Source organism: Roseovarius aestuariivivens (genome assembly GCF_004761875.1).
Taxonomy (GTDB): domain Bacteria; phylum Pseudomonadota; class Alphaproteobacteria; order Rhodobacterales; family Rhodobacteraceae; genus Roseovarius; species Roseovarius aestuariivivens.
This window is the reverse complement of the sequence record NZ_SJEY01000003.1, coordinates 361600-385822: the sequence shown is the minus strand read 5'-3', so window position 1 is coordinate 385822 and position 24223 is coordinate 361600. Positions and strand designations below refer to the sequence as shown.

Sequence of the window (24223 nt, the reverse complement as noted above, 5' to 3'; positions counted from 1 at the left end):
CGCACGCAGCGGCGGGGTCAGCGGAAAAGGATGACGTTGCGCCGGGCGGTACCAGACTTGGTGTCGGCGATGGCCTCGTTGATCTGGTCGAGCGTCCAGCGTTTCGAAATAAGCTCGTCGAGCATGAGCCGCCCTTGTGCGTAAAGGTCGATCATCCACGGAATGTCGCGCTTGATCACAACGTCGCCCATCTTGGAGCCCACCATCGACTGACCGGCGGCGGCGAAACTGGCAGGTTCATAGGTTGACGCGTCGCCGGTGGCGGGCATGCCGACCATGATCACCTTGCCGCCCGAGGCGATATAGCGGGGCGCGTCGTTATAGGCCCGCGCCGCGCCCACGGTGACGAAAACCGCGTCGGCGCCGCGCCCCATCGCGGCCTTGGCGACGCGCCAGGGCTTTTCTTCGGTGGCCAGCACGCCGTCGGTGGCGCCGAAGGCGCGGGCGTCGTTCAATTTATCCTCGTTCATGTCGACGGCCACGATGCGCCGTGCCCCGGCAAGGCGCGCGCCCTGAATGGCGTTGAGGCCGACGCCGCCCGCGCCGATCACCACCACGTCTTGTCCCGCGCGCAAGGCCGCCGCGTTCACGACCGCGCCCACGCCTGTCACGACGCCGCAGGCCAGCAAACTGGCGGCGTCCATCGCCATGCCGCCGGGGATCTTCACCGCCTGGCTGTGATGCACGACCACCGCCTCGGCAAACGCGCCGCAGGCCATGGCCTGATGCAGCTTGCCGCCTTGGGCGGTCTTGAGCGCGCCGTGATCGCCGTCGAAGGGCGTCTCGCAGCCCGTGGGCCGGCCCGCGCCGCAGCTTGGGCACTGCCCGCAGGCGCGGATCAGCGTGACGACCACCGGATCGCCGACGTCGAGGCCGGTGACGCCCTCTCCGGTGGCGGTGATATGGCCCGCCGCCTCGTGGCCGTAAACGGCCGGAAGGGACCCGCCCCAGGCGCCGTCGGCATAGGAGATGTCGGAATGGCAGATCGCGACCGCGTCGAGCTGGACCTCGATCTCGCCCGGTCCGGGCGCGCGCAGTTGCACGTCCTCGACCGTCAGGGGCGCGCCGAAGGCATGGCAGACCGCCGCTTTGATGGTTTTCATGGATCCTCCCTGATCCCGGTGATTTCCCGCAGACTGCGCGCGAAGCGGGGCGGGGTTCAAGACGGAAAGCGACCTTGGGGGTCGCGGGCCGGCCGCGGGCGGGGCCGGGCCTGAAACAGCGCCAGTGCAAGAAGGCAAAGCGCCAGCGCCGCGAGGAAGGGCGCCCCGGGCAGGAAGACCGGCCCGTCGGGCCGGGTGGCCCAGGCAAAGACCCAGGTCATCATCAGCGGTGACAGGATCATCGCCAGCGCGTTGGTTGACGAAAAGAGGCCCTGCAGCTCGCCCTGGGCGTTGGCGGCGGTGTCGCGCGACATGATCGCGTGCAGCGCCGGCACGGTCATCGCGGCCAGCGCGGCGATGGGCACGAAGGCCAGAGCCAGCGCCCCGTCGGTCACGAGCCCGAGAATGAGAAAGGCGGTGACCGCGAAGCCGAGGCCGAGCCGCACGGTGTGACCTTCGCCCAGCCGGTCGATCACCCGGCCGATCAGCCCGCCCTGCACCACGGCCATGCAGATGCCGAAGGCGGCGAGCGAGACGCCGATCATGGCCGGGTCCCAGCCGAAGGCGGCGGTGGTGTAGTAGGACCAGATCGCCGGGTAGACGTTGAACGCGAGTTGCGCGAGCAGAAGCACGGTCAGAAGGCGCGGCAGTGCGGGATGCGCGCGGATCTGCGCCAGCGCGCCGAACGGATTGGCGCGCCGGAGCGAAAAGGCGCGGCGGGTCGCGGGGGTGAGGGATTCGGGCAGCACCGCCAGCCCGAGCACCAGATTGGCAAAGGCCAGCGCCGCGGCGGCCCAGAAGGGCGCGCGCGGCCCGAGATCGCCCAGCACCCCGCCGATCACCGGGCCGAGCACGAAGCCCAGCCCGAAAGCCGCGCTGACGAGGCCGAAGCCCGCGCCGCGTTTTTCGGGCGTCGAGGTGTCGGCGATGAAGGCGGCGGCCGTGGAGTGGGTCGCGCCGGCGATGCCGCCGACGATCCGGCCCAGAAGCAGCAGCCACATGGAGCCCGCCAGCGCCATCACGAGGTAATCGGCGGCCATCACCGCCAGCGAGGTCAGCAGGATGGGCCGCCGTCCGAACCGGTCCGAGAGGTTGCCGATCAGAGGCCCGAAGAGAAACTGCATCACCGCGAAGCTTGACGCGAGGACCCCGCCCCAGAGGGCCGCGTTCGACAGCGTGCCGCCGTCGATCTCGACAATGAGCTGCGGCATGACGGGGATGATGATGCCGATGCCCATGGCGTCGATCATGACGGTGGTCAGAATGAAGACGAGCGGCAGGCGGGTGCGCACGGATCTCAGCCGGGGATATGGCCGGTTTCGCGCAGGAAGCCGGTGAGGAGTTTCGCGTAGCCTTTGGGATCCTCCGCCGGGGGGATGTGACCCACCCCGCGCATGATCTCGAGCCGGGAGCCGGGAATGAGCCCCACGGTTTCGCGCATGAGATCGGGGGGCGTGGAGCCGTCCTCGGTGCCGGCGATGCCCAGCACCGGCAGGCGCAGCCCGCTGGTGGGGGTGTAAAGATCGGTGCCGGAGATGGCCGCAGAGCATCCCGCGTAGCCCGCGTCGGGCGTGGAGACAAGAAGATCGCGCCAGCGCGCAAGCTCGGGCGAGGCAAGGAAGCGCTTGGAAAACCAGCGTTCGAGGATGCTGTCGGCGAGTGCCGCGACACCGCCCTCTTCGACAGCCTTGATGCGTTCGTCCCACATGTCGGGTGTCGCGATCTTGGTGGCGGTGTTCGACAGCACCATGCAGCGGATCAGATCGAGCCGTTTCACCGCCAGCCCCTGGCCGGTCATGCCGCCGATGGAAAGGCCCACGAAGCAGCACTCCTGCACGCCCAGATGGTCGAGCAGCATCTCGGCGTCGTGGATGAGGGTGCCCATGGAATAGGGCGGGGGCGGCACCTCGGACTGGCCATGCCCGCGCTTGTCGTAGCGGATAATGCGCAGGCCCTCGGGGAGGTGGGGCAGGGTGCTGTCCCACATGGTGAGATTGGTGCCGAGCGAGTTGGAGAAGACCACCACGGGGCCGTCGCGCGGCCCCTCGTCACGGTAGTGCAGGCGGATGCCGTCGAGATCGGCGAAGCTCATGGTGGTGTCCTTCCTGGGCTGGCACAGGTTTCCGGGATAGCAAGGTTGGCGGAGTGGGGAAAGCAAATGTCGGCTTCGCCCTGCGGTGGCCGGGGGATGAGTGTCTTGATCGCGGAAAAACAGGACTTCCGGAAAGGGCGCCCGTTTTGTCCAGCCCATGGCAGTGAGTGATGCATGAGAGACCCTGCGGCTGGCTTGGAGCGCAATGACGGCTTTGAGCCCAAAGTGGTCGTCGGTCAGTTTGCATCGATGGTCGAATTTCTCCATGTTTCCCGAAACCCGTCACCAGATTGAAGTTCTGGGAAGACAGTTTCGAGAGGTAGTATTGCGATGCAAAACTCGCCGAGTGAATGCCGTCTTTCCGCAAGAAGTATGAACATCGATTATCCCAATCTCGTTCTGTTGCATCCTCCCTATCACGCTCTGAAGCGCCGTAAGAAGACCGCACCTTGCAAAGCACTTTCCAAAAGAGTTTGTCTAAGCAGGCAATAATCGCGTTTAAGAAAAAAGGCAGCAACTTCAGTTGCTGCCTTCATCACCATAAATCCAATCGAGCGTGTTTCAGCCCGCTTTTTTCCGACGGCGGCCCATCGCAGCAAGGCCTCCAAGACCGGCGATCAGCATCCAGCCTGCAGCCGGTAGTGGAATCGCGGAGACGCGCGCGGTGAAGGTACCCTGCAGTTGCGCAGTGTTTGATTGACCTTCGAGTGTCAGGAAGCCCGTCCCGATGTCAAAGCCCGTAACGCTGATAAAGTAATCGACGCCACCGACGCTTACCGACTCAGACGCACCGATGTTGAGTGTCGGTGTCACTAGGTCAGGGCAGGGCTGTACTCCTCCAGCGGCGCACGGAGAGCCGTCGTTTGGTGTCTCGAAGTGATCGAAGTCGAACACCGAGGTGATCGAAAAGGCGGCTCCACCAACCGTCCCCGCCGTGGTCACCTCCAGTTCGGCGAAAGTGATAGATGGCGCAAAGATCGGGAAGTTAAAGTGCGTGAAACTCCCGAGATCGAAGACCTGGCCCTCCGAATACGGTCCTTGTGTCGGGGGTGCCGCACCATCGAACCTATATCCACTTTGTTCCCCGCCTGTAGTGGTTGGAGTACCCCAGCGGATTTCGTTCGAGCCGAGCCCGCTCACGGTAGCCCCCGACACAGCGGTCCATACGCCCGTCACGCTATCAATGAAAAGGTCACTGACCGGCATCGCCCGTGCGTCGGACGCAAAAACCGACGCGGCAACGATCGCGGCTGCGGCAGTTGTGCTTCTGAAATTAAAACTCACGTTATTTCCCCCTGATTGTGCAAATCAATTGCAATTATAGTTAAAGTTGATATGGTTTTTGCAAGGTCCAAACCAACTATGAATCAATAACTTCGCGGACTTTTATGCAATAATCAAGCCGCTTGCATCGTTGGGTGTGAGTTAGGACCCATGAAAAAACATTATTGTAATGATTTGATAAACTATAAGCTTTTTCTATTCATATTGTTCGTATTTTAGAAACGACGATTTTTGATATTCCGCTGATTCTCTGGAGTTCCGTAAAGTGACCGCTCTGGTTCAGCCGTTTTGCCCGAAATTCCTGGGAGCTCCATACGGGCTCCCACTTTCCCCAAACCAGGCCTTCACCAACCGACAGCTTTGTCCGCCAAGCCGACCTCCGTCACAACCGTCTCCCGAGGATGTCTTCGGGACATATTTGCGTGTCATTAGGCTGTTCTGAGCGGCTCTCATCTCCGAACTGCATGGTTTATTGCAGGGGCTGACCGCCGGGTCTCATTTTCGACAGGAACCGTCCCTACCAAAGCGGACATGCTGATCAGATTCGTGCGCCCGAATACCGTTGAAAACATGACCGCGCGGGAAGGCTTGTTTTGCGCGGAGCTTCCGATCCCCGACGCGTTCAGACGGTCGCGGGCCAAGGGCGCGGACCGCAAGGACGGCGTCGGCCTGAGCTGGTTCAAGCCCGAAGCGGAGACGGCGATTGCGAAAAGTTTCGAGCTGATCGCGCTTCTGGAGGAGGCGGGCTATCCCATCGAGATGCTGCGCACACGCAAGCCCGGTTTTGTCGTGTACGAGGACGCGTGGCAAATTGTGGCCGAACCGTTTTCGGACACGCCGAAATAGCCGTCTTTTCTATCGAGCCTCGCTACGCGTGGCTCTGGCTGGTTCGATCAGACGGGGCCCGCGACGGGCCCGTCATGCGGGGCAAGCGCGGCGCGGATCGCCTCAATGCGCGACGATGGCCAGCCCGGCGAGAATGACGAGGCCGCCCAGGGCCTCGCGAGGGCTGAGCCCCTCGCCGATGCTGTAGGCGAAGCCGAGCACCAGCACCGTCTCGACCGCGATGATCACCATGTAAAGCGCGCCCAGCGTCATGCCGCGCATCAGCACGATCTCGGCCTGCATGGCGGCGATGAAGCCGAGCCCGATGAGCAGCACGGCGATGGCCGACCAATTGGCCGAGGCGAGCTTCATGCCGATAGTCGCAAGCCCGTAGCCGAAGGCGGCCATCAGCGTCAGAGCGACCAGACGGGTGTCGATGGTATCCATGATCAATTTTCGGCGGACCGGAAAAAGGCACTGGGATCGGGACAGGCCGTCTTCGGGCCGCCGCCTCAAAACATCTTTGACAATACGCAGAGTGTAGCGGCGGGGTGGGGCGAGTGGAAAGTCAGGATTTCCCGCCTTTTCGCGGTTCGCCCGCCGGTCGCGCGGCCGGATCAGCCGATCAGCGCGCAGTAGGTTTGCACGTAGTCGGTATAGGCCGCGGTAAAGCGGTGCGCCTTTGCGACGGTGCCGGGGCCGTCATGCTGAATGAAGAACTTGGTGACCTTGGACAGCCGGTGCGTGGTGCCGTCGCCGCGCGGCGCGGGGACGCTGTTGGGCAGATGCCGCCGGAGGGCCGAGCGTTCGTAGCGCGCGGTGGTGCCGGGACGCATGCGAAAGGCGGTGATCCCGGTTTCTTCGGTGCCGTGACCGGCCTGATGCAGATCGCCGCCGCCGGTGCCGCGCGCGCGGGGCGTGGCGTCGGGCATGAAGACGGTGAAGCGCGACCAGAGCACCCAGCCCTTGGCCGGGTGCCTGTACTCGAACCGGGTCATGAGGGTACAGCCCGAGACGGTGACGGCGTGCCGCTTGGTGTCGGTCACGTTCCGGCCTGCGGCCTCGATCTCGGCGATGAGGTGCGCGCGGTCGCCCGCCAGCGCCGGGGCGGCAAGGCCGAGGCAGAGGCAGGCGAAGAGCGCGCGAAAGATCACGGCGTGCCTTCCGGGGGCAGGAGCGTGGCCAGAGCGCGGGCGAAGACGCTGGCGTCCACGTTGCCGCCGGAGATGGTGCAAATGACGGTGTCGCCCTCGATTTCGGACGCGCGGAAAAGGGCGGCGGCCAGAGCCACGGCGCCGCCCGGTTCGGCCACGAGTTTCAGCCGCTGGAAGGCAAGGCCCATGGCGGCGAGGCATTCTTCCTCGGAGACGACAAGGCCGGGGCCGCAGAGGCGGTGCATGATCGGGAATGTGATGTCGCCGGCCCGGGGACTGAGGATGGCGTCGCAGATATTGCCGGAGTGGGTGGCGTTGGTTTCGATCTTACCGGAGGCGAGCGAGCGGGTGACATCGTCGAAGCCTTCGGGCTCGACCGGGCGGACGGTGAGACCCGGCGCCTCGGCCTCGCATGCGAGCGCCACGCCGGAAGTGAAGCCGCCGCCGCCGCAGCAGACAAGGACGTCGGCGCGCTCGATGCCCATGGCGCGGGCGTCCTCGGCGATCTCCAGCCCGCAGGTGCCTTGCCCCGCGATGACCTCGGGCTCGTCGAAGGGTTTGATGAGCGTCAGCTCGCGCTCGGCCTCGATGGCGGCGCACACCTCTTCGCGGCTTTCGCCGCCGGCGCGGTCATAGGGGACGACCTCGGCCCCCTGCGCGCGGGTGTTGGCGATCTTGAGTTGCGGGGCGTCCATCGGCATGACGATCACCGCCGGCACGCCGAATTCCTTGGCGGCGAGGGCCACGCCCTGCGCGTGGTTGCCCGAGGAATAGGCCAGCACCCCCTTGGCGCGGGTGGCCTCATCGAGGGCGGAGAGCGCGGCGCGCGCCCCGCGATACTTGAAGCTGCCGGTGTGCTGCAGGCACTCGGGCTTGATGAGCACGCGCCGGCCCGCGATGCGGTCGAGGAAGGGAGACGACAGGAGCGGCGTGCGCCGGGCATGGCCGTCGAGACGCCTGGCTGCGGCGCGGATGCGGTCGATATCGCTCATGCGGCTTTCCTCAGAACCTGATGGATGGCGGCGACGGCTTCGGGCTCGTCGAGGAAGGGGACGTGGCCGCGATTGGGGACGATGGCGGTGATGAGATCGGGGTGCCGCTCTTGCATTTTTGCAAAGGTCTCGTCGCTGAGCAGGTCTGAATTGGCGCCTTTTATGGCAGCGGTCGGGAAATTTTGCAGACCATCGAAGAGTTGCCACAGGTCCGGCGCCTCGCCCGCGCCGGCCTGACCGACCAGCGCGTCGCGCAGCCGCGCGTCATAACGCAGGGCGATGCCGCCGCCCTCGGCATTGGCCCACATGAACTCGGCCTGTTCGCGCCAGCGTTTGAGCGGCACATCGGGAAAGGCGTCGGCCTGGCCCGTCATCAGCGCCCGCGCGGCCTCGTCGAGATTGGCGAAGGGCGGCGTTTTGCCGACGTAATCCATGATGCGCTCGATCCCGATCGACGTGACCTCGGGGCCGATATCGTTCAGGACCACGCCCGAGAGCCGGTCGGGGTTCGTCACGGACAGCGCCATGGCGATGAGGCCGCCACGCGAGGTGCCGATGAGCGTGACCTTGGGGATGTCGAGATGATCCAGAAGTTCGATCGCGTCGGCGCCTTCGCGCAGGATGTTGTAGGACATGAAATCGTCCGGGTAGCCCGATTGCCCGCGTCCGCGATAATCAAGCCGGAGCACGCGGTAGCCCCCCAGATGCGGCATAAGATACGTGAAATCGGTGCTGTTGCGGGTGAGGCCCGCAAGGCAGAGGACCGGCGGGCCGGAGCCCTCGTCCTCGTAGTGAAGCGTGACGCCGTCGGAGGTGGTGAAACTGGGCATTACTTGGCAAGCTCCGGGATGCGGGTGAGATCGGGCAGGATGTGCAGGGGGCGCGCTGCTAGCCGGTCGACGGGCAGGCCCGCGCGGTTCACCCACGCGGTGGTGAAGCCGTAGCCGGCCGCCGAGCCCACGTCCCAGCCGTTCGAGGAGACGAAGAGCACGTCGGCCTTGGCGCCGCCGAACCGCTGGATCACGAGGTCATAGACCAGATCGGCGGGCTTGAAGATGCCGACGCTGTCGACCGAGAGCACGTCGTCGAGCAGATCGCCGATGCCCGCGCTGTCGACCGCGCCCTTGAGCATGTCGCGCGAGCCGTTCGACAGGATCGCGGTGTTCAGCCCGCGGTCCTTGAGCGTGCGCAAAACCTCGGGCACCTCGGGGTAGGCTTCAAGCTCCCAGTAAAGCTGCAGCAGCCGCTCGCGCAGATCGGCGTCGCCGTCGAGGCCCTCGGCCTCGAGCGCGTAGTCGAGCCCGTCTTGGGTCACTTGCCAGAAATCGGTGTGGTCACCGGTGATGGCGCGCAGCCAGGTATATTCGAGCTGCTTGCGCCGCCATGTTTCGGCGATGGCGGGCCAGTGGTCCGCGAAGGTCTCGCGGCCCGGTTCGGCGGCGGCGGTGCGGGCGGCGGCGGCCACGTCGAAGAGTGTGCCATAGGCGTCGAAGATGCAGGTCGTGATCGGCATGGGCGGGCCTTTCGGATCGTTTCGCGGCCCCGCCAAGGTGGCACGTCCGGACCCGGCGGGAAAGCCCGTTTGCGCAGGCCCTGCGGTTTGCAATCCGCGCCTTCGCATATTAGGTTGCCGCCCAGAAACGGAAACCAAGTACCCGCGCGCGAGGCGCGGCCTTGAAAACTCACCCCCCCAAACACGATTGGATATTTTCATGACGGAAGTCAAAACGGGAGACACCGTTCGGATTCACTATACCGGTACGCTGGAAGACGGCGCGACCTTCGATTCCAGCGAGGGCCGCGATCCTCTGGAATTCACCGTGGGGTCGGGCCAGATCATTCCCGGTCTCGATCAGGCCATCCCGGGCATGACCGTGGGCGACAAGAAGAAGGTCGAGGTGCCCGCCGATCAGGCCTATGGGCCCAAGGACCCCAACGCGATGCAGCCGGTGCCGCGCAAGGACATCCCCGACAACATCCCGCTTGATATCGGCACGCAGCTTCAGGTGCAGACGCCGCAGGGTCAGACCCTGCAGGTGACCGTGGCCGAGGTGGGCGAAGAGCAGGTCGTGCTTGACGCCAATCACCCGCTGGCGGGCAAGGACCTGACCTTTGACATCGAACTGGTCGAGATCGCCTGAGGCGGCTCACCTGCGAAAGGACGGGGCGGCGCGGACCGAGGGGTCTGCGCCGCCTTCTTTTTGCGTGCAGCCCGCGCTAGGCTGACCCAAAGAAGGAGCCCGCCCCATGACCAGCCCCGTCGACAGCCTGCTGACCCGGATCCGCCAGCTTCAGGACGAGCTGGAGGAGGAGTTCCGTCAGCAGCGCGAGCGGTTCCGCTACTCCTTCCGCAACGGACGGGTGGTGTTCGAGGCGGAGATGAAGGCGCGGCACCGGGAGTTGCGGGTGCGGCTGTGGGCATTTCTGCGGCAGGCGCGGCCGATGGTGATCCTGACCGCGCCGGTGATCTATTCCCTGATCTTGCCCTTCGTGCTGTTGGATCTTTTCGTGACGATCTATCAGCGGGTCTGTTTCCCGGTTTACGGGATCGAGCGGGTGCGTCGCGCCGATTTCATCCGGGTGGACCGCCACCACCTGGCCTATCTCAACGGGCTGCAGAAATTGAACTGCATCTATTGCGGCTATTGCAACGGGCTTATCGGCTATGTGCAGGAGGTGGCCGGGCGCACCGAGGCCTATTGGTGCCCGATCAAGCATGCCGCGCGGGTGGGCGCACACCACGCCTATTACGCGCAATTTGTGGATTACGGCGATGCCGAACGTTTTGCCGAGGGGCTTGAGGAGTCGCGCCGGGCGATCACCAAGCCGGGGCTTTCGGGGATCCGGCCAGGGAGCGGGTCAGGGAACGCTGAAGGCTGAAAGGCTGTGGGCGTGGCGGCCCTGCGCGGTCGCGCGGTCGGGGTGAAGTGAGTAGGTTCGGTAAGAAGAAACGGGACCTAAGCGCAATCCAGCAGCACCGCGCCGTGGCGACCCGGGGTCATCACCATGTCATGGGCGCGGGCGCAATCCGAGAGCGGCAGGGTGGCGTGTATGGACGGTCTGAGCGCGCCATCGGCCAGAGCGCGGTGCAGCGCGTCGATGGCCACCCGGCGCGCGGGCGCGGGCAGGATGTAGATGAGCGAGATGTCGATCTTGAGCGCCTTGAAGAGGAACGGTCCGAAGGGAAATTCCGGCGTCATGTCCTTGCCCGAGCCGTAGGCGGCGATGGTGCCGAGCGGGGTCATCACCTCGGCCAGAAGTGCGGCGTTGGTGCCGAACTCGACCTCGACGGCGCGGTCGATGCCGCCAGAGGCATCCATGATCTGCGCCGCGAGATCCGGGTCGGCATAGTCGAAGACATGATCGGCGCCGGCGTCGCCGACATAGTCGGCGTCGCCGGCGGATGCGGTGGCCAGCACCGTGGCGCCCGCCCATTTGGCGAGTTGTACCGCCATGTGTCCGACAGCGCCCGCGCCGCCCGAGATCAGCAGCGTCTGCCCCTCGACCGGGCCGCCGCCCAGAACGGTCTGCGCCGCGGTCAGCCCCGGGATGCCCAGCGTCGCGCCGACCTCGGGTGTGACGCCGTCGGGCAGGGGGACTGCCTGTGCCGCGGGCAGGGCGATGTACTCTGCCGCGGTGCCGAAGGCGCGCTGCCACTGACCGTTCCAGATCCAGACGGGCGTGCCTTCGCGCGACGGATCGACGCCGTCGCCCACCGCCTCGATCACGCCGGCGCCGTCGGAATGGGGGATGATGCGGGGAAAGGCAGGTTTGGTCACGCCGGGCCGCGCGCCGGCGCGGGCCTTGGCGTCGGACGGGTTCGCGCCGGAATGGCTGAGCCGGACCAGCACCTCGCCCGGGCCGGGCGCAGGGGTGTCCATCTCGCCATGGGTCAGAACATCGGCGGGCGTGCCGAACCGCTCGTACCAGACAGCCTTCATCGTCTAGCGATCGGTGGCGGGGGTGCGGCGCAGGCGGATCACCACGTCGACCGAGGCGATCTCGGCGCCCTCGGGCGCATCGGGCAGGCGCGCGATCTCGAGCTGGTCGGCGGGTGCGTCGCTGAGGCGATTCTCGTCTTCCCAGAAGAAATGCGGATGGTCGTGGGTGTTGGTGTCGAAATAGCTTTTTGAGCCGTCGACCGTGACCTCTTGCAGAAGACCTGCGTCGCAAAAGGCGCGCAGCGTGTTGTAGACGGTGGCGAGCGAGACGCTTTCGCCGCTGTCCTGCACCGCGGCGAAAAGGCTTTCGGCGGTGACATGACGGTGCTGCCCGTCGCCCACCAGAAGTGCGGCGAGCGCCACGCGCTGACGCGTCGGGCGCAAGCCGGCGCGCGCCAGCCAGTCCGAGCCCGTGGTGAGTGCCTGCGAAGATGTCATGCGTGTTCCCTTACTTGAGGTACAATATAGGGGCCGGAGGGCGGGGATTTCAAATAAATTCCGTGCGCTGGGCCTTGCAGCACGGGCTTGCGCGGGGCTTTTGCGCGATGATATGGGCAGGCAACGCAACAGATGACCGAAGAAAGGGGCCGAGCCGATGGCCGACATGCCGACGAGCTTCGACAAGGACGATCTGCTGAATTGCGCGCGCGGGGAGCTGTTCGGACAGGGCAACGCGCAACTGCCCGAGCCGCCGATGCTGATGATGGACCGCATCACCGACATTTCCGGGGATCGCGGCGCGCATGGCAAGGGCCATGTGGTGGCGGAGTTCGACATCCATCCCGACCTGTGGTTCTTCGAGTGCCACTTCCCGGGCAATCCGATCATGCCCGGCTGTCTGGGCCTCGATGGTCTCTGGCAGCTCACGGGCTTCAACCTGGGCTGGCGCGGCTGGCCGGGGCGTGGCTATGCGCTGGGCGTGGGCGAGGTGAAGCTGACGGGGATGGTGCGGCCCGACCGAAAGATGCTGACCTACAAGGTGGATTTCACGAAGGCGGTGCAGACGCGGCGTCTGACCATGGGCGTGGCCGACGGCATCGTGGAAGCCGACGGCGAGGTGATCTATCAGGTCAAGGACATGAAAGTCGCGCTGAGCGAGAGCTGACCCATGGCGGGACAAAGCCCGGTGTTGCACCTGCTTTGTGGCAAGGCGGCGTCGGACAAATCGACCCTGGCCGGGGATCTGGCCCTTGCGCCGCTGACCGTTTATCTTGCCGAGGATGACTGGCTTTCCGGGCTTTATGGCGACCGGATGCAGACGCTGGCGGATTACGTTACCTGTTCGGCCAAGCTGCGGGCGGTGATGGGGCCGCATGTCGTCCGGTTGCTCAAGGCTGGATTGAACGTGGTGCTGGATTTTCCGGCAAACACGATCGAGACGCGGTCGTGGATGCGCGAGATCGCTGCAGAGGCGGACTGCGTTGCGCGGCTGCACTACCTGGATGTGTCGGACGATGTCTGCAAGGCGCGTGTCAGGCTGCGGAATGCGTCCGGCACGCATCCTTTCACGCTCAGCGACGAAGGGTTCGACCGGGTTTCGCGGTATTTCGTGCCGCCGTCCGGGGAGGAAGCGTTCGAGATCGTCCTGCACAGTTCCGGGTAAGGTGTGGCGCAGACTGCGCGCCTGGTCCTGGAGCAGGACGACATCGAACCCGTCGATGCGATGGGGCGGCACGTTGCCGTCCCGGTCCGTCTCCTGATTATCCCGGCCGACCTTACGTCTTGCCGCGGTCTGCACGGCGCCATTCACCGTATCGAGATGCGAATACCCGCGGATGCGCGATGCTGTGGGCCAGATGCTTGGCCGCCGCGATTTTGGCGGCTTGGCTGACGATGCTCAGACCGTTTGCGGTTTCGGAATAGAGACTCCGATTCGTCTGTCTTCAGGCATTGGAGTGGCTGCTTCTCAGGTGCACCGGGGCCACCGGTGCCGCTGACAGGTCTGCCGACAAGGTCATGCAAGGACCGTTGCCTGAACGAAAAACGCGTTTGCCCCGGTTGGAACCAGCATTTCACCCTCACAAGGGTTTTGGCCGCCAAAGACAGTCAAGGCCACGCAGGCAAGTGCGTGGCCTTGATCAGATCGAGGTCTTCCGGCGCCCGGTCAGAGCAACATGAAATCGAAACTGTCGGTGAAATCAGGCGGCACGTTGTCGTCCCATGTCGCCATGTCCGTGGTCTGCGCGACCTCTGTCTGGTCGACGATGTCGAGGGACGTCTCGCCGCTCTCCGTGCGGACATGCTGCAGCCGGGTCACTTCGCCGGCGAGTTGCAGGGTGGCGTCGCGGTCATAGGTGGTCTCGGCTTTGAAATCGAATCCGATGAGGCAATCTTCTGGCATGGTCTTCTTCCTTCCTTTGGCCCGCCGTGGCGGGGCTGCGTTGTACGGCTATGGGTGGGCCGGGCAGGCGGAAGGGTTCAAAATTTTTTTTGAGGGTCTTCGGATCAGCCCGCCCAGGCGTCGGGCACGCGGTCGCCGAACCGGTCGCGGCAGAAGGCGTATTGCGGGGCAAAGCCGCGGATCAGGGCGTGCCGCGCGGCCTCGGGCAGGGGGCACGTGTTGCGCGTTTTGTTGCGCGGGCCGGGTCGGGTCGCCGGCGCGCCGGTTCCACCGGCGAAGCGACACACCCGGTCGAGTGCGTCGCCGTCGAAAAGCGTTTCGTAGAAGAGATAAAGCAGGTCCTCGGGCGCAAATAGCGCATCGAGGGCTGTCACGATGCCCTTGTAGTCGGCGCGCGCCAGCAGCGCAGGGTCGCGGACGGCGTTCTGCCAGTTGGCGGTCAGGTGATCCTCGCCCCTGATCTGGTCGAGATGGCGGATCTGCGACCAGAAGCGGTCCACCGGGTCGCGCATCACAAACAGAACGCGCGGGCGCACGCCGCGGTCTGTGGAAAAGGTCTGCATGCGGGCAAAGCCCTCTGGACCAAGCGCCGAGTAGGCCGGGGTGAGGTCGGCGAAGCCGCGCGTGTCCGGCCCGCAGAGCCGGGCGAAATGGTCGAAATAGGCCTCGGGGTCATAGATCATCTGGGCGCGGTCGACGCTGGCCTGAAACGTGGGGCGGTCGCGCAGGTTCGCGGCCGCGTCACCGGGCTGCGCGATGTGAAAGGCCAGCCTTTCGAGCGCGAGCGCGTCCATGTCCGCGAGCGCGCGTCTGGGATCGCGGGGCTGAAAGAATTGCAGTTCCTTGAGGGGTGAAACCACGATTCCGGGAGTGGCGTCGAGACAGGCGTGCAGCCAGCTTGTGGCGCATTTGGCCGCGCCGATGCAGATCAGGAAGGTCTTGCCGCGCAGGCTGGCGTGGCGGGCTTTGAGATCCATGCGGGCTCCTTTCGCGGGCAGGCGCAGCGTAGCACAGCCTTGCGGCGTCGCAGCGGCGGAATTCACGGGGGGAACCTTTGGCGCGCGACAGGTGCACATGGCCCCTTCGGGCGGGGGCGGAATTTCCTATGCGAGGAGACGCGGGTTGTGGCCGCAGGTTTTTCCGAGGGGCCGCCGCGATGCATCGTTGTGCGGGGCTTTTCCCGACCTGCCGCAAAACTGGGCCGCCCCGCGCGGGCCTTAATGGTTGCGAAGCCCTGTCCCGCTGCCCTACACAGTCGAGGACAAACGGGAGAGGAGTGCGCTCATGCGCCGCGTCGTGGTGACAGGGCTCGGGATCGTGTCGAGCATCGGGAACACCGCCGAAGAGGTTCTGGCCTCGCTCAAGGCGGGCCGGTCGGGGATCAGGGCCTGCGAGGAGATGGCCGAGCATGGCTTCCGCAGCCGGGTGGCCGGCACCATCGATCTCGATCCGGCCGAGCATATCGACAAGCGCGCGCTGCGCTTCATGGGGCCGGGCGCGGCCTATGCGCATATCGCGATGCAACAGGCGATTGCCGATAGCGGGCTGGAGGAGGCCGACATCGTCAATCCGCGCACGGGTCTTGTCGCGGGGTCGGGCGGGCCGTCCACCAGTGCCATGCTGAGCGCGCATCAGACCGTGCTCAAGAGCGGCGCGACCAAGCGGATCGGGCCGTTTGCGGTGCCCAAATGCATGTGCTCGACGGTGAGCGCCAACCTGAGCACGGCGTTCAAGATCAAGGGCATCAATTATTCCATCACATCGGCCTGCTCTACGAGCCTGCACTGCATCGGCAATGCTGCCGAGCAGATCATGATGGGCAAGCAGGACGTGATGTTCGCCGGCGGCGGGGAAGAGCTTGACTGGACGCTGTCATGCCTCTTCGACGCGATGGGCGCGATGAGCTCGAAATACAACGACACCCCCGAGAAGGCGAGCCGCGCCTTTGATGCGGATCGCGACGGCTTCGTTATTTCGGGCGGCGGCGGTATCCTTGTGCTGGAGGAGCTGGAGCACGCCAAGGCGCGCGGCGCCCGGATCTATGCCGAGGTCACCGGCTATGCCGCCACCAGCGACGGGCACGACATGGTCGCGCCGAGCGGCGAAGGCGGCGAGCGGGCGATGCGCCTTGCGCTGGGCCAGCTGCCGGCGGGGCGCAAGGTGGGCTATATCAACGCGCATGGCACCTCGACGCCCGTGGGTGACGCGGGCGAGGTCGAGGCGGTGCGCCGGATCTTCGGCGAGGGCCAGGTGCCCCCCATCAGTTCGACCAAGTCGATGACCGGCCACAGCCAGGGTGCGACCGGCGCGCAGGAGGCGATCTACTGCCTGCTGGCGCTGCACCACGATTTTATCATCCCGTCGATCAATGTCGACACGCTCGATCCCGCCATCAAGCCGGGCGAGATCGCGACCGAGCGCGTCGACGATGCAGGGCTCGACACGGTGATGACCAACAGTTTCGGTTTCGGCGGCACGAATGGCTCGATGCTTCTGAGCCGGTTTGAGGGGTAGGACGCATGGGTAATTCGATGGAGGGCATGCGCGGCCTGATCATGGGCGTGGCCAACGAACGCTCGATCGCGTGGGGCATCGCCAAGGCGATGCACGAGGCCGGTGCCGAGCTTGCGTTTTCCTATCAGGGCGACAATTTCGCCAAGCGGGTCGAGCCGCTGGCGCGGTCGCTGGGGTCCGACATCCTGCTGGATGTGGATGTGACCGACGATGGCTCGCTCGACGCGGCCTTCAAGGAACTGGGCGCACGCTGGCCGACGATCGACTTCGTGGTGCACGCCGTGGCCTATTCCGACAAGTCGGAACTATCGGGGCGGTTTCTCAACACCAGCCGCACTAATTTCAAGCATTCGATGGATATCTCGGTCTATTCCTTCATCGAGGTCGCGCGGCGCGCCTATCCGCTTATGAAGGAAAAGGGCGGCACGATGCTGACCCTCACGTACCAGGGATCGAACCGGGTCGTGCCGAACTACAACATCATGGGCGTGGCCAAGGCCGCGCTGGAAGCGACGACGCGCTATCTGGCCAATGACCTTGGCCCGGACAAGATCCGCGTCAACGCGATCAGCCCCGGCCCGATGAAGACGCTGGCGGGTGCGGCCATTGGCGGCGCGCGGCGCACGTTCCGGCACACCGAGGAGAACGCCCCCATGCGCGCCAACGCCACGCTGGAGGCGATCGGCGGCACGGCGGTCTACCTTGCCTCGCCGGGCGGGGCCTGTACCACCGGCGAGGTCATCCATGTCGACGGGGGCTATCACGTGCTCGGGATGCCACAGCCGGAAAATCTTTAGACTTCTAGGGGCTTGCGCGGCTTTTGGTCAGGCTTTTGCCCCAGAATCGCCATCAACCGGGGCGATGGTCCGGGCATGGACTATACACGCACCCCCATTGACACCCGCGCCGACGCCACTCTGGCCCGGTCGAAGACCGCCAAGAGCCTTGCGCGCTGGGTGAAACTCGCACTGACCTGCGCCGTTCTGACGGCGATCTGGCAGGAACGCGCGCTGGCCCCGCAAGCGCACGACCGGATGAAAACCACCGTGGCAATGGCCGGCGACTGGCTTGAGAAAACGGAGGGCGCGAAGTCCTACCTGACGGCGATGTCCGGGCTCTCGGGCGGCAGTCAGAGCGAATACGGCCCGATCACCGACGCCCTTCTGAAAATGCGCCAGTAACGCGCGTATCCCGCGCGCCATGTTTCGCCGATCCGCGTTCACGACGCCGTGAGCGCGGTTTTTCGCGTGCGGGTTGTCTCCTAGTTTTAGTCGGTAACGTCATGTCACCCCGCACCACGAGGAGTCTCCGGAATGTCCCAGCGCCCGATTCCCCGCCGCCGTCTGCTTGCCACTGCCGCTGCCGCGCTTACCCTGGGACCGGTGTTGAGCGTGCCGGCGCGGGCCGCCGGCGTCGCCCCCACGCCGACGATGCGAGGCGGGGCCAACAATTACCTGCCCGGTGCGCCCATCGTCGAGCGCATCGGCGGCGGCGGGTTCTGGATGACCGGCACCGTGCGCCGGGCCGGCGATGGTGCGCCCCTGGCCGGGCAGCGCATTCAGATCTGGGCCCACACGACCGAGGGGCACGAGCGCGATCCGCACAGCCACGGCGCAACCCTGACCGATGCCGACGGGCGTTTCCGCCTTGAGATGCCGCAGATCGTGCCGGCCTTCGGCCAAGCGCACGGGCATCTGGCCTATGACAGCGGGGATTTCGAAACCGTGTTCCTGCGCCCGGTGATGCCCAGCCCCAAGGACACCACTCTGCACGCCGATTTCGTGCTGGTTCCCGCCTGAGCGGGTTGCGCGGACCTTCCGGAACACCGCGCGCCGTCCTTATCTGGGCGGCGCTTGCCCTTGCCGTGCTGGGGCCGCTCGGCCTTGCGGCGACCAGCCCGCTGCTGCAATGGCGGCAGCCGGTCTATATCGCCGCGGGCTTCGCGGGCGTTCTGGGACTGGCGCTGATGCTGCTGCAGCCGCTTCTGGCGGCGGGGCTGCTGCCCGGGCTGGGCCCGGTGCGGGGCCGGCGCGTGCATCGCTGGATCGGCGGGCTTCTGGTGGCGTCGGTGGTGCTGCATGTCTTGGGTCTCTGGATCACCAGCCCGCCCGATGTCATCGACGCGCTGCTTTTCCGGTCGCCCACGCCTTTTTCGGTTTGGGGCGTGCTCGCGATGTGGCTGATTTTCGCGACGGCCGTGTTGGCGTTGGTGCGGCGCCGGTTGGGCCCGAAACTGTGGCGGCGGCTGCACACCACCCTGGCCCTTTTCATCGTGGCGGGCAGCGCGCTGCACGCCTTGCTGATTGATGGCACGATGGAGGTGCTGAGCAAATGGGCCTTGTCGGCGCTGGTGCTGGCGGTGACGGCCAAGGTGATCGTGGACCTGCGGATCTGGGCGCGGCGGCGCTAACGGGGTGGGGTCAGAACCACTGCCCGGGTTCCATCAGGCCCAGATCGAGAAGCTGGCGCGAATGCCATTCGAACGGCGTGGAATTGTGCCAGCGGAAGCTGTGGATATCGAAGGTGGAGCCGGGATTGCGCTTGAGCGCCTTGGCCGCGCGGAAAGAGATGATCGATGCGGTCAGGTTATGATGCCACGGGCAGGCATATGTGTTCATCTCTTCGTCTGTGAAGGTGTGATCGGGCCGCAACTGCACCTTGTCGCGGGCGCGGAAAATCGAGATGCGGTCGATGCGGCGGCGTTCCTTGGGAATATGTTCTTCATAGCGCCAGCGCAGGCCGCCGAAGAAATCGAGTTGCCGTTCCTTGGGATGATTGTGGTTTTCCGGGTCCGGACGCGCAAGCGCGTAATAGCCGGACTTGTCCATATGCGCGTCCTCGAGGCTGACAGCATCGGGATAGGCGTTGAGATCGCCGGCGTAGACATCAACCACATAGGTCAGCATTGCGTCGCGCCGTTCCTCGGTGTGAAAGGCCAGCATCTCGCCGATGGTGCGCGTTTCGCAAAACGGAAAGAACAGGTATTCCGCGTTGAAGCAGTAATACATCCAGACACCAGGCGCGGCGGCGATGAGCCGGTTCACCGTGCCGGTCAGCGTGTCGCCCGCGCTCAGATCATGATCGACGCGCAGCACCATCGCCGCGACATCCGGAGCCAGGGCAAAGCTTTTCGGGAGGAAGGCCAGCACCGTCTTGAAGCCGAGATCGGCGTGGTGGCGCAGGGTGCTGTCAAGCTCGGTCTCGTCCTCGCAGAAGATCATCGCAAGCGGCCCCTTGGAAAGGGCGGCGCTTTGGGTGCGAAGAAGGGTGTCGAGATTGGGGTAGTGCATGCGGATCCTGCGGCGGTCGCGGGCAATGTCCGGCAATTCGGAACGCATTGCAAGTCACGCCCGCTTTGATGTAGGCAAGCGGCCTGAAACCGCGGGAAAGGCAGGGCCGAAGATGTCCGAGGCGAAGAAGCTATACATCAAGACCTACGGGTGCCAGATGAACGTCTATGACAGCGAGCGCATGGCCGAAGCCATGGGCGGCGCGGGTTATGTCGAGACGGACAGCCCCGAGGACGCGGACATGATCCTGCTCAACACCTGTCACATACGCGAAAAGGCTGCAGAAAAGGTTTATTCCGAACTGGGCCGCTTCAAGGGGCTGAAAGAGGCGCGGCCCGATCTCAAGATCGGGGTGGCGGGCTGTGTGGCCCAGGCCGAGGGCGAAGAGATCATGCGCCGCCAGCCGCTGGTCGATCTGGTGGTGGGCCCGCAAAGCTATCACCGCCTGCCCGAGCTGGAGGCGAAGGCGCGGGACGGGGCCAAGGCGCTCGACACCGAATTTCCGCTCGATGACAAGTTCGACACGCTGCGCAAGCGCGGCGGCAAGGCCAAGCGCGGCCCGACGGCGTTCCTGACCGTGCAGGAGGGCTGCGATAAGTTCTGCGCCTTCTGCGTGGTGCCCTATACCCGTGGGGCCGAGGTCAGCCGCCCCGTGGCGCGTGTGCTGGAAGAGGCGCGCGATCTGGTCGAGCGGGGCGTGCGCGAGATCACCCTTCTGGGGCAGAATGTGAACGCCTATCACGGGCAGGGCCCCGATGGCCGCGACTGGAGTCTCGCGCAGCTTATTTGGGAACTGGACAAGGTGGACGGGCTGGAGCGGATCCGCTTTACCACCAGCCATCCCAATGACATGGACGATGATTTGATCGAGGCGCACGGGACCTGCGCCAAGCTGATGCCCTATCTGCATCTGCCAGTGCAGTCGGGCAGCGATAGAATCCTCAAGCGGATGAACCGCAGCCACACCGCCGAAAGCTATTTGCGGCTGATCGAGAAGATCCGCGCGGCGCGCCCCGATATCCTGATGTCGGGCGATTTCATCGTGGGGTTTCCCGAGGAAACCGAACAGGATTTCCAGGACACGCTCGACCTGATCGAGGCGGTGAATTACGGCTATGCCTATTCCTTCAAATACTCCACCCGCCCCGGCACCCCGGCGGCGGAGCGCGATCAGGTCGACGAGGCGGTCAAGACCGACCGGCTTCACCGCTTGCAGGCGCTCATCACGCGCCAGCAGCGTGCGGTGCAGGACGCGATGGTGGGCCGCGAGGTCGGCGTGCTTTTCGAGAAGCCAGGGCGCCTGCCGGGACAGATGGTGGGCAAGTCCGATTACCTGCATGCGGTGCATGTCAGCGATTCCAATTTGCAGCCCGGTCAACTGGCGCGGGTGGAAATCGTGGAGAGCGGCGCCAACTCTCTGGCCGGGCGTCTGGTGACGGCCACGGCCTGAGCCCCCGTTTTATTAAGCCAAGGATTTGCAACGCATTTTGGCCGCGCGTTCAAGGCGGGCGTCCAATTAGCGATTGTTTCGCAATCGTCCACAATATGTGGTGATTATGGCTTCACAAGTGGTCTAAACTTGCTAAACTCAAAGGATAATTCGGCTTTTGCCTGTGCAATTTCTTTTTGCGGCATGGGTAACTGGGGGAAATCATAAAGAGGACAGTGGCTGTGACCGAAGGTATTTCGAAAACAGTGCGCAACGTTCTGAGCGGTCTGGCTGCCGCCGCTCTGAGTGTTGTGCTGACGGCGGATGCGGGGCTTGCGCAAAGCGGCCAGCGCACGGTCGTGGGAGAGCGGTATATTCCGACAATCTGGGTCGATCCGGACGGGTGCGAACACTGGGTGATGGATGACGGGGTCGAAGGCTACATGACCCCGCATGTGACCCGCCAGGGCATTCCGGTCTGCCGCCGGGGCAACCTGTGCGGCGTGATGAACACGGACCAGATGTTCGCCACCGACAGCGCGCGCATCTCGACCGCCGGCAAGCAAAGCCTTGCAGAGTTCTTCCGTCAGGCGAACGCCACGTCCTACATCATCACCGGTCACACCGACAGCCGTGCCTCGGACGAGTACAACATGAACCTGTCCCTGCGCCGCGCCAATTCGGTGGCCCGCGTCGCGGCCGGTGTCGGCGCGCGGATCGCGGATGTGCGCGGCTATGGCGAGCGGATGCCAAAGGCGCCCAACAACACGGCCGCGGGCATGGCGCAGAACCGCCGCGTCGAAATCATCTGCATTCGCTGAGGGGACATTCCATGAAACTCATCAAACTGGCAGCGGTCCTGCCCCTCGTGGGTCTTCTGGGCGCCTGCGACGAGCTGGGCGACAAGACCGACAAGACGGTCGACCGCGGCTTTGACAGCAAGCATCTGAGCACGCTGCAGGCCGGGATCTGGGTTGACCCCAACGGGTGTGACCACTGGATCATCGACGACGGCGTCGAGGGCTATCTTTCGCAGCGGCTTGACAAGTACGGCAAGCCGGTCTGCTCCGGAACGGCGCCGCCGACCGTGGCGACCGGCCCATTCAAGGAAGGTTCGACGTTCCCGGACTCGATCTGATTGCCGCATCGTGCATCATACCGATGCCGCGCGCCCCGGGCGCGCGGCATTTTTCGTGTCAGCACGATGACATTCCGGCGCGGCCTCTTGCCCTTCCGCGTGCCGCTTGGCACGATCCGAAAAACCTATCCAGACAGGAGAGCTGATTGGTCACCAACGTGCTGACGCCCTCGGGCGACCCGCAGGACATGCAGGAAATCGCGGTCGAGTTTCCCGACAATTTCCTGTTGATCGATCTGTGCGGCGAATATGACCGCAACCTCGCCGAAATCGAAAAGACGCTGGGCGTACAGATCCTGCGCCGCGGCAATCAGCTTGCCATCATTGGCGAGGCCGATGCGGCCGCTGCGGCCAAGGGCGTGCTCGAGGCGCTCTACCGCCGGCTGGAGGAAGGCCGCAGCGTCGAGCGGGGCGACGTGGACCGCGAGCTGCGCATGGGCAGCGGCGAGGCGCAGGTCGAGGACACCGGTGACCAGCTGGAAATGTTCAAGGGCGGACGGGTCGAGATCAAGACACGCAAGAAACCCGTCGAGCCGCGCACCGACGCTCAGAAGGCCTATGTGCAGTCGCTCTTCCACAACGAACTGGCGTTTGGGATCGGCCCGGCGGGCACCGGCAAGACGTATCTCGCCGTCGCCGTCGGGGTGTCGATGTTCATCGAAGGCCACGTGGACCGCATCATCCTCAGCCGCCCGGCGGTCGAGGCGGGCGAGAAGCTTGGCTATCTGCCGGGCGACATGAAGGACAAGGTCGATCCCTACATGCAGCCGCTTTACGACGCGCTGAACGATTTTCTGCCGGGCAAGCAGGTGGCCAAGCTGATCGAGGAAAAGCGAATCGAGATCGCACCGCTGGCCTTCATGCGGGGGCGGACGCTGGCCAATGCCTTCGTGGTGCTGGACGAGGCGCAGAACGCCACCTCGATGCAGATGAAGATGTTCCTGACCCGGCTGGGCGAGGGCAGCCGCATGGTGATTACCGGCGACCGCAGCCAGGTCGACCTGCCGCGCGGTGTCACCAGCGGGCTGCACGACGCCGAGCGGCTTTTGACGGGAATCCCAAATATCGCCTTCAACTATTTCACCGCCAAGGACGTGGTGCGCCACCCGCTTGTGGCCAAGATCATCGAGGCCTACGACGCGGATCAGTGACGACCGCCGAGACACAGAAGACGACGCAAAAGAAGAAGGGCACCCGACGGGGTGCCCTTTCGACGATTTAATGGGGGTAGGGTGTTCAGGCTTTCTGACGCCGCCGCATCAGGCCGAGTGCCCCGAAACCTGCCAGCAGAAGCGGCAGCGACGCAGGCAGCGGAATGCTTGGCGCGATATCCTCGGTGATGCCGGCATATCTCACGCGCTCTTGCGAGAAATTGTAGAAGCCGAAGGACCCGTCGGTGAAGGCCGAGCCATGCTGCGCCGAGGTCAGTTCAAGTTCGACATTGCCGTCCACGATCACCTTGATGAGCGACGCCGTGAATTCGAGGCTGAAATTGTAGGTGGTGTTGTCAGCCCAGCCGACATTGCCCAGCTTCGTTGCGCGCTGTTTTTCAACGATTGGCGCGCCGTGCTGCCACCACTCGCCGCTGGTGCTCGTCTGCGTGCTGGTCAGGTCGCCGGTCACGTGACTAAGCGCCAGGCCCTTCGTGCGTCCTGCCTGATCGCCCTGCTTCCAGTCGATCAGCCAGAAATCCGCGACGGCGCTTGTGATCTCGCCATCCTGATAGCCGAGGACAAATCCGACAAAATCATCGTCAATGGTCGTCTCAACGGTGATCTGGCCGGCAAGCTGCTTGCCCTGCGCGTTATTCCCGTTGTCGAAGAAGATGGTGGGCGTGCCGTTCTTGCTCTGAAGCACGGAATCGTTGTTCACGCCCTGAACGGTCCAAGTGCCCGCGTTGTTGTTCGGGTACCCGTTCTCTTTCCATGTGGAAAGGTCCACCGACGCGGCCTGTGCGGAAATCGGAATCAGCAACGCGAAGGCGCAACTGGCAAAAAACTTCTTCATGAGTTCCCCCATTTGACTCTCTCTTTGAGCATAGCGAAAAGACCTGTACAGAGCAAAGGCTTCGATGACGATTTTTCGAATTTTTAATACCGGTTGTGATGACTGTTTGCATA

Annotated in this window: 29 protein-coding genes; 14 read left to right on the top strand and 15 right to left on the bottom strand. The window is 64.7% G+C overall.

Features of this window, described 5'->3' with window-relative positions:
• Positions 1-17 precede the first annotated feature (17 nt).
• The 4 genes from EZV60_RS07435 to EZV60_RS07420 form a co-directional block, all read right to left on the bottom strand.
• Positions 18-1103, bottom strand: a complete 1086-nt coding sequence (locus EZV60_RS07435) for a zinc-binding dehydrogenase (RefSeq protein ID WP_135503848.1) — start codon at positions 1101-1103, stop codon at positions 18-20.
• Positions 1104-1159: 56 nt separating this feature from the next.
• Positions 1160-2395: a TCR/Tet family MFS transporter gene (locus EZV60_RS07430; RefSeq protein WP_245306244.1), complete on the bottom strand. Its 1236-nt coding sequence runs from the start codon at positions 2393-2395 to the stop codon at positions 1160-1162.
• Positions 2396-2400: 5 nt separating this feature from the next.
• Positions 2401-3195, bottom strand: coding sequence for a 3-oxoadipate enol-lactonase (gene pcaD, locus EZV60_RS07425; RefSeq protein WP_135503846.1), 795 nt, complete (start codon positions 3193-3195; stop codon positions 2401-2403).
• A gap of 561 nt (positions 3196-3756) precedes the next feature.
• Positions 3757-4479 (bottom strand): THxN family PEP-CTERM protein, encoded by a 723-nt coding sequence (locus EZV60_RS07420; RefSeq protein WP_210115066.1) that lies wholly within the window; start codon positions 4477-4479, stop codon positions 3757-3759.
• Between the two features lie 531 nt (positions 4480-5010).
• Between EZV60_RS07420 and EZV60_RS07415 the strand changes: the two genes are divergently transcribed.
• Positions 5011-5325, top strand: a complete 315-nt coding sequence (locus EZV60_RS07415) for a hypothetical protein (protein WP_135503844.1) — start codon at positions 5011-5013, stop codon at positions 5323-5325.
• A 102-nt stretch (positions 5326-5427) separates the two neighbouring features.
• Here EZV60_RS07415 and EZV60_RS07410 read toward each other — a convergent pair whose 3' ends face one another.
• The 5 genes from EZV60_RS07410 to EZV60_RS07390 all read right to left on the bottom strand — a co-directional run bounded on the left by EZV60_RS07410 (position 5428) and on the right by EZV60_RS07390 (position 8963).
• A complete protein-coding gene (locus tag EZV60_RS07410) occupies positions 5428-5751 on the bottom strand; it encodes a 5-aminolevulinate synthase (protein ID WP_135503842.1) in 324 nt (107 codons plus the stop codon).
• Between the two features lie 170 nt (positions 5752-5921).
• Positions 5922-6458, bottom strand: a complete 537-nt coding sequence (locus EZV60_RS07405; protein WP_135503840.1) for a hypothetical protein — start codon at positions 6456-6458, stop codon at positions 5922-5924.
• Positions 6455-7450, bottom strand: a complete 996-nt coding sequence (locus tag EZV60_RS07400; RefSeq protein WP_135503838.1) for a threonine ammonia-lyase — start codon at positions 7448-7450, stop codon at positions 6455-6457. The genes EZV60_RS07405 and EZV60_RS07400 overlap by 4 nt, the downstream gene beginning before the upstream one ends.
• Positions 7447-8280: an alpha/beta fold hydrolase gene (locus tag EZV60_RS07395; RefSeq protein WP_135503836.1), complete on the bottom strand. Its 834-nt coding sequence runs from the start codon at positions 8278-8280 to the stop codon at positions 7447-7449. The genes EZV60_RS07400 and EZV60_RS07395 overlap by 4 nt, the downstream gene beginning before the upstream one ends.
• Entirely contained in the window at positions 8280-8963 is a 684-nt protein-coding gene (locus EZV60_RS07390) for a haloacid dehalogenase type II (protein WP_135503834.1), read from the bottom strand. The genes EZV60_RS07395 and EZV60_RS07390 overlap by 1 nt, the downstream gene beginning before the upstream one ends.
• 199 nt (positions 8964-9162) lie before the next feature.
• Here EZV60_RS07390 and EZV60_RS07385 point away from each other — a divergent pair, with 199 nt between their 5' ends.
• On the top strand, positions 9163-9591 hold the full coding sequence (locus tag EZV60_RS07385) for an FKBP-type peptidyl-prolyl cis-trans isomerase (protein ID WP_135503832.1): 429 nt from the start codon (positions 9163-9165) through the stop codon (positions 9589-9591).
• 106 nt (positions 9592-9697) lie between these two features.
• Positions 9698-10330: a hypothetical protein gene (locus EZV60_RS07380; protein WP_135503831.1), complete on the top strand. Its 633-nt coding sequence runs from the start codon at positions 9698-9700 to the stop codon at positions 10328-10330.
• 77 nt (positions 10331-10407) lie between these two features.
• Here the strand turns inward: EZV60_RS07380 and EZV60_RS07375 are convergent, their stop codons facing one another.
• Positions 10408-11391: an NADPH:quinone reductase gene (locus EZV60_RS07375; protein ID WP_135503829.1), complete on the bottom strand. Its 984-nt coding sequence runs from the start codon at positions 11389-11391 to the stop codon at positions 10408-10410.
• Positions 11392-11394: 3 nt separating this feature from the next.
• Entirely contained in the window at positions 11395-11829 is a 435-nt protein-coding gene (gene irrA / locus EZV60_RS07370) for an iron response transcriptional regulator IrrA (RefSeq protein WP_135503827.1), read from the bottom strand.
• 157 nt (positions 11830-11986) lie between these two features.
• On the opposite strand from irrA, the gene fabA reads away from it, so the two are divergent.
• Both fabA and EZV60_RS07360 read left to right on the top strand, forming a co-directional pair.
• Complete coding sequence (gene fabA, locus EZV60_RS07365) at positions 11987-12496, top strand: bifunctional 3-hydroxydecanoyl-ACP dehydratase/trans-2-decenoyl-ACP isomerase (RefSeq protein WP_135503825.1); 510 nt, start codon at positions 11987-11989, stop codon at positions 12494-12496.
• 3 nt (positions 12497-12499) lie between these two features.
• On the top strand, positions 12500-12994 hold the full coding sequence (locus EZV60_RS07360) for a P-loop nucleotide/nucleoside kinase family protein (protein WP_135503823.1): 495 nt from the start codon (positions 12500-12502) through the stop codon (positions 12992-12994).
• Positions 12995-13495: 501 nt separating this feature from the next.
• Here the strand turns inward: EZV60_RS07360 and EZV60_RS07355 are convergent.
• Positions 13496-13732: a hypothetical protein gene (locus tag EZV60_RS07355; protein WP_135503820.1), complete on the bottom strand. Its 237-nt coding sequence runs from the start codon at positions 13730-13732 to the stop codon at positions 13496-13498.
• Between the two features lie 104 nt (positions 13733-13836).
• Positions 13837-14709, bottom strand: a complete 873-nt coding sequence (locus EZV60_RS07350) for a sulfotransferase (RefSeq protein WP_135503818.1) — start codon at positions 14707-14709, stop codon at positions 13837-13839.
• Positions 14710-15016: 307 nt separating this feature from the next.
• Between EZV60_RS07350 and fabB the strand changes: the two genes are divergently transcribed.
• The 5 genes from fabB to EZV60_RS07325 all read left to right on the top strand — a co-directional run bounded on the left by fabB (position 15017) and on the right by EZV60_RS07325 (position 18656).
• Positions 15017-16246, top strand: a complete 1230-nt coding sequence (fabB, locus tag EZV60_RS07345) for a beta-ketoacyl-ACP synthase I (protein WP_135503816.1) — start codon at positions 15017-15019, stop codon at positions 16244-16246.
• 5 nt (positions 16247-16251) lie between these two features.
• Complete coding sequence (locus EZV60_RS07340) at positions 16252-17043, top strand: enoyl-ACP reductase FabI (RefSeq protein WP_135503814.1); 792 nt, start codon at positions 16252-16254, stop codon at positions 17041-17043.
• 75 nt (positions 17044-17118) lie between these two features.
• The gene (locus EZV60_RS07335) at positions 17119-17427 is read left to right on the top strand and encodes a hypothetical protein (RefSeq protein WP_135503813.1); all 309 of its coding nucleotides are present in this window, start codon (positions 17119-17121) and stop codon (positions 17425-17427) included.
• A gap of 132 nt (positions 17428-17559) precedes the next feature.
• A complete protein-coding gene (locus EZV60_RS07330) occupies positions 17560-18045 on the top strand; it encodes a peptidase associated/transthyretin-like domain-containing protein (RefSeq protein ID WP_135503811.1) in 486 nt (161 codons plus the stop codon).
• A 5-nt stretch (positions 18046-18050) separates the two neighbouring features.
• On the top strand, positions 18051-18656 hold the full coding sequence (locus tag EZV60_RS07325; RefSeq protein ID WP_135503809.1) for a ferric reductase-like transmembrane domain-containing protein: 606 nt from the start codon (positions 18051-18053) through the stop codon (positions 18654-18656).
• Between the two features lie 10 nt (positions 18657-18666).
• Here the strand turns inward: EZV60_RS07325 and EZV60_RS07320 are convergent, their stop codons facing one another.
• Positions 18667-19536, bottom strand: coding sequence for a hypothetical protein (locus tag EZV60_RS07320; RefSeq protein WP_135503918.1), 870 nt, complete (start codon positions 19534-19536; stop codon positions 18667-18669).
• A 112-nt stretch (positions 19537-19648) separates the two neighbouring features.
• Between EZV60_RS07320 and miaB the strand changes: the two genes are divergently transcribed.
• The 4 genes from miaB to EZV60_RS07300 all read left to right on the top strand — a co-directional run bounded on the left by miaB (position 19649) and on the right by EZV60_RS07300 (position 23254).
• Entirely contained in the window at positions 19649-20986 is a 1338-nt protein-coding gene (gene miaB, locus EZV60_RS07315; RefSeq protein WP_135503807.1) for a tRNA (N6-isopentenyl adenosine(37)-C2)-methylthiotransferase MiaB, read from the top strand.
• A 221-nt stretch (positions 20987-21207) separates the two neighbouring features.
• Positions 21208-21786, top strand: a complete 579-nt coding sequence (locus tag EZV60_RS07310) for an OmpA family protein (protein WP_167853481.1) — start codon at positions 21208-21210, stop codon at positions 21784-21786.
• Between the two features lie 11 nt (positions 21787-21797).
• On the top strand, positions 21798-22103 hold the full coding sequence (locus tag EZV60_RS07305; RefSeq protein WP_135503805.1) for a hypothetical protein: 306 nt from the start codon (positions 21798-21800) through the stop codon (positions 22101-22103).
• A 188-nt stretch (positions 22104-22291) separates the two neighbouring features.
• Positions 22292-23254, top strand: a complete 963-nt coding sequence (locus EZV60_RS07300; RefSeq protein WP_135503914.1) for a PhoH family protein — start codon at positions 22292-22294, stop codon at positions 23252-23254.
• An 85-nt stretch (positions 23255-23339) separates the two neighbouring features.
• Here EZV60_RS07300 and EZV60_RS07295 read toward each other — a convergent pair whose 3' ends face one another.
• On the bottom strand, positions 23340-24110 hold the full coding sequence (locus EZV60_RS07295) for a VPLPA-CTERM sorting domain-containing protein (protein WP_135503803.1): 771 nt from the start codon (positions 24108-24110) through the stop codon (positions 23340-23342).
• Between the last annotated feature and the right edge of the window lie 113 nt (positions 24111-24223).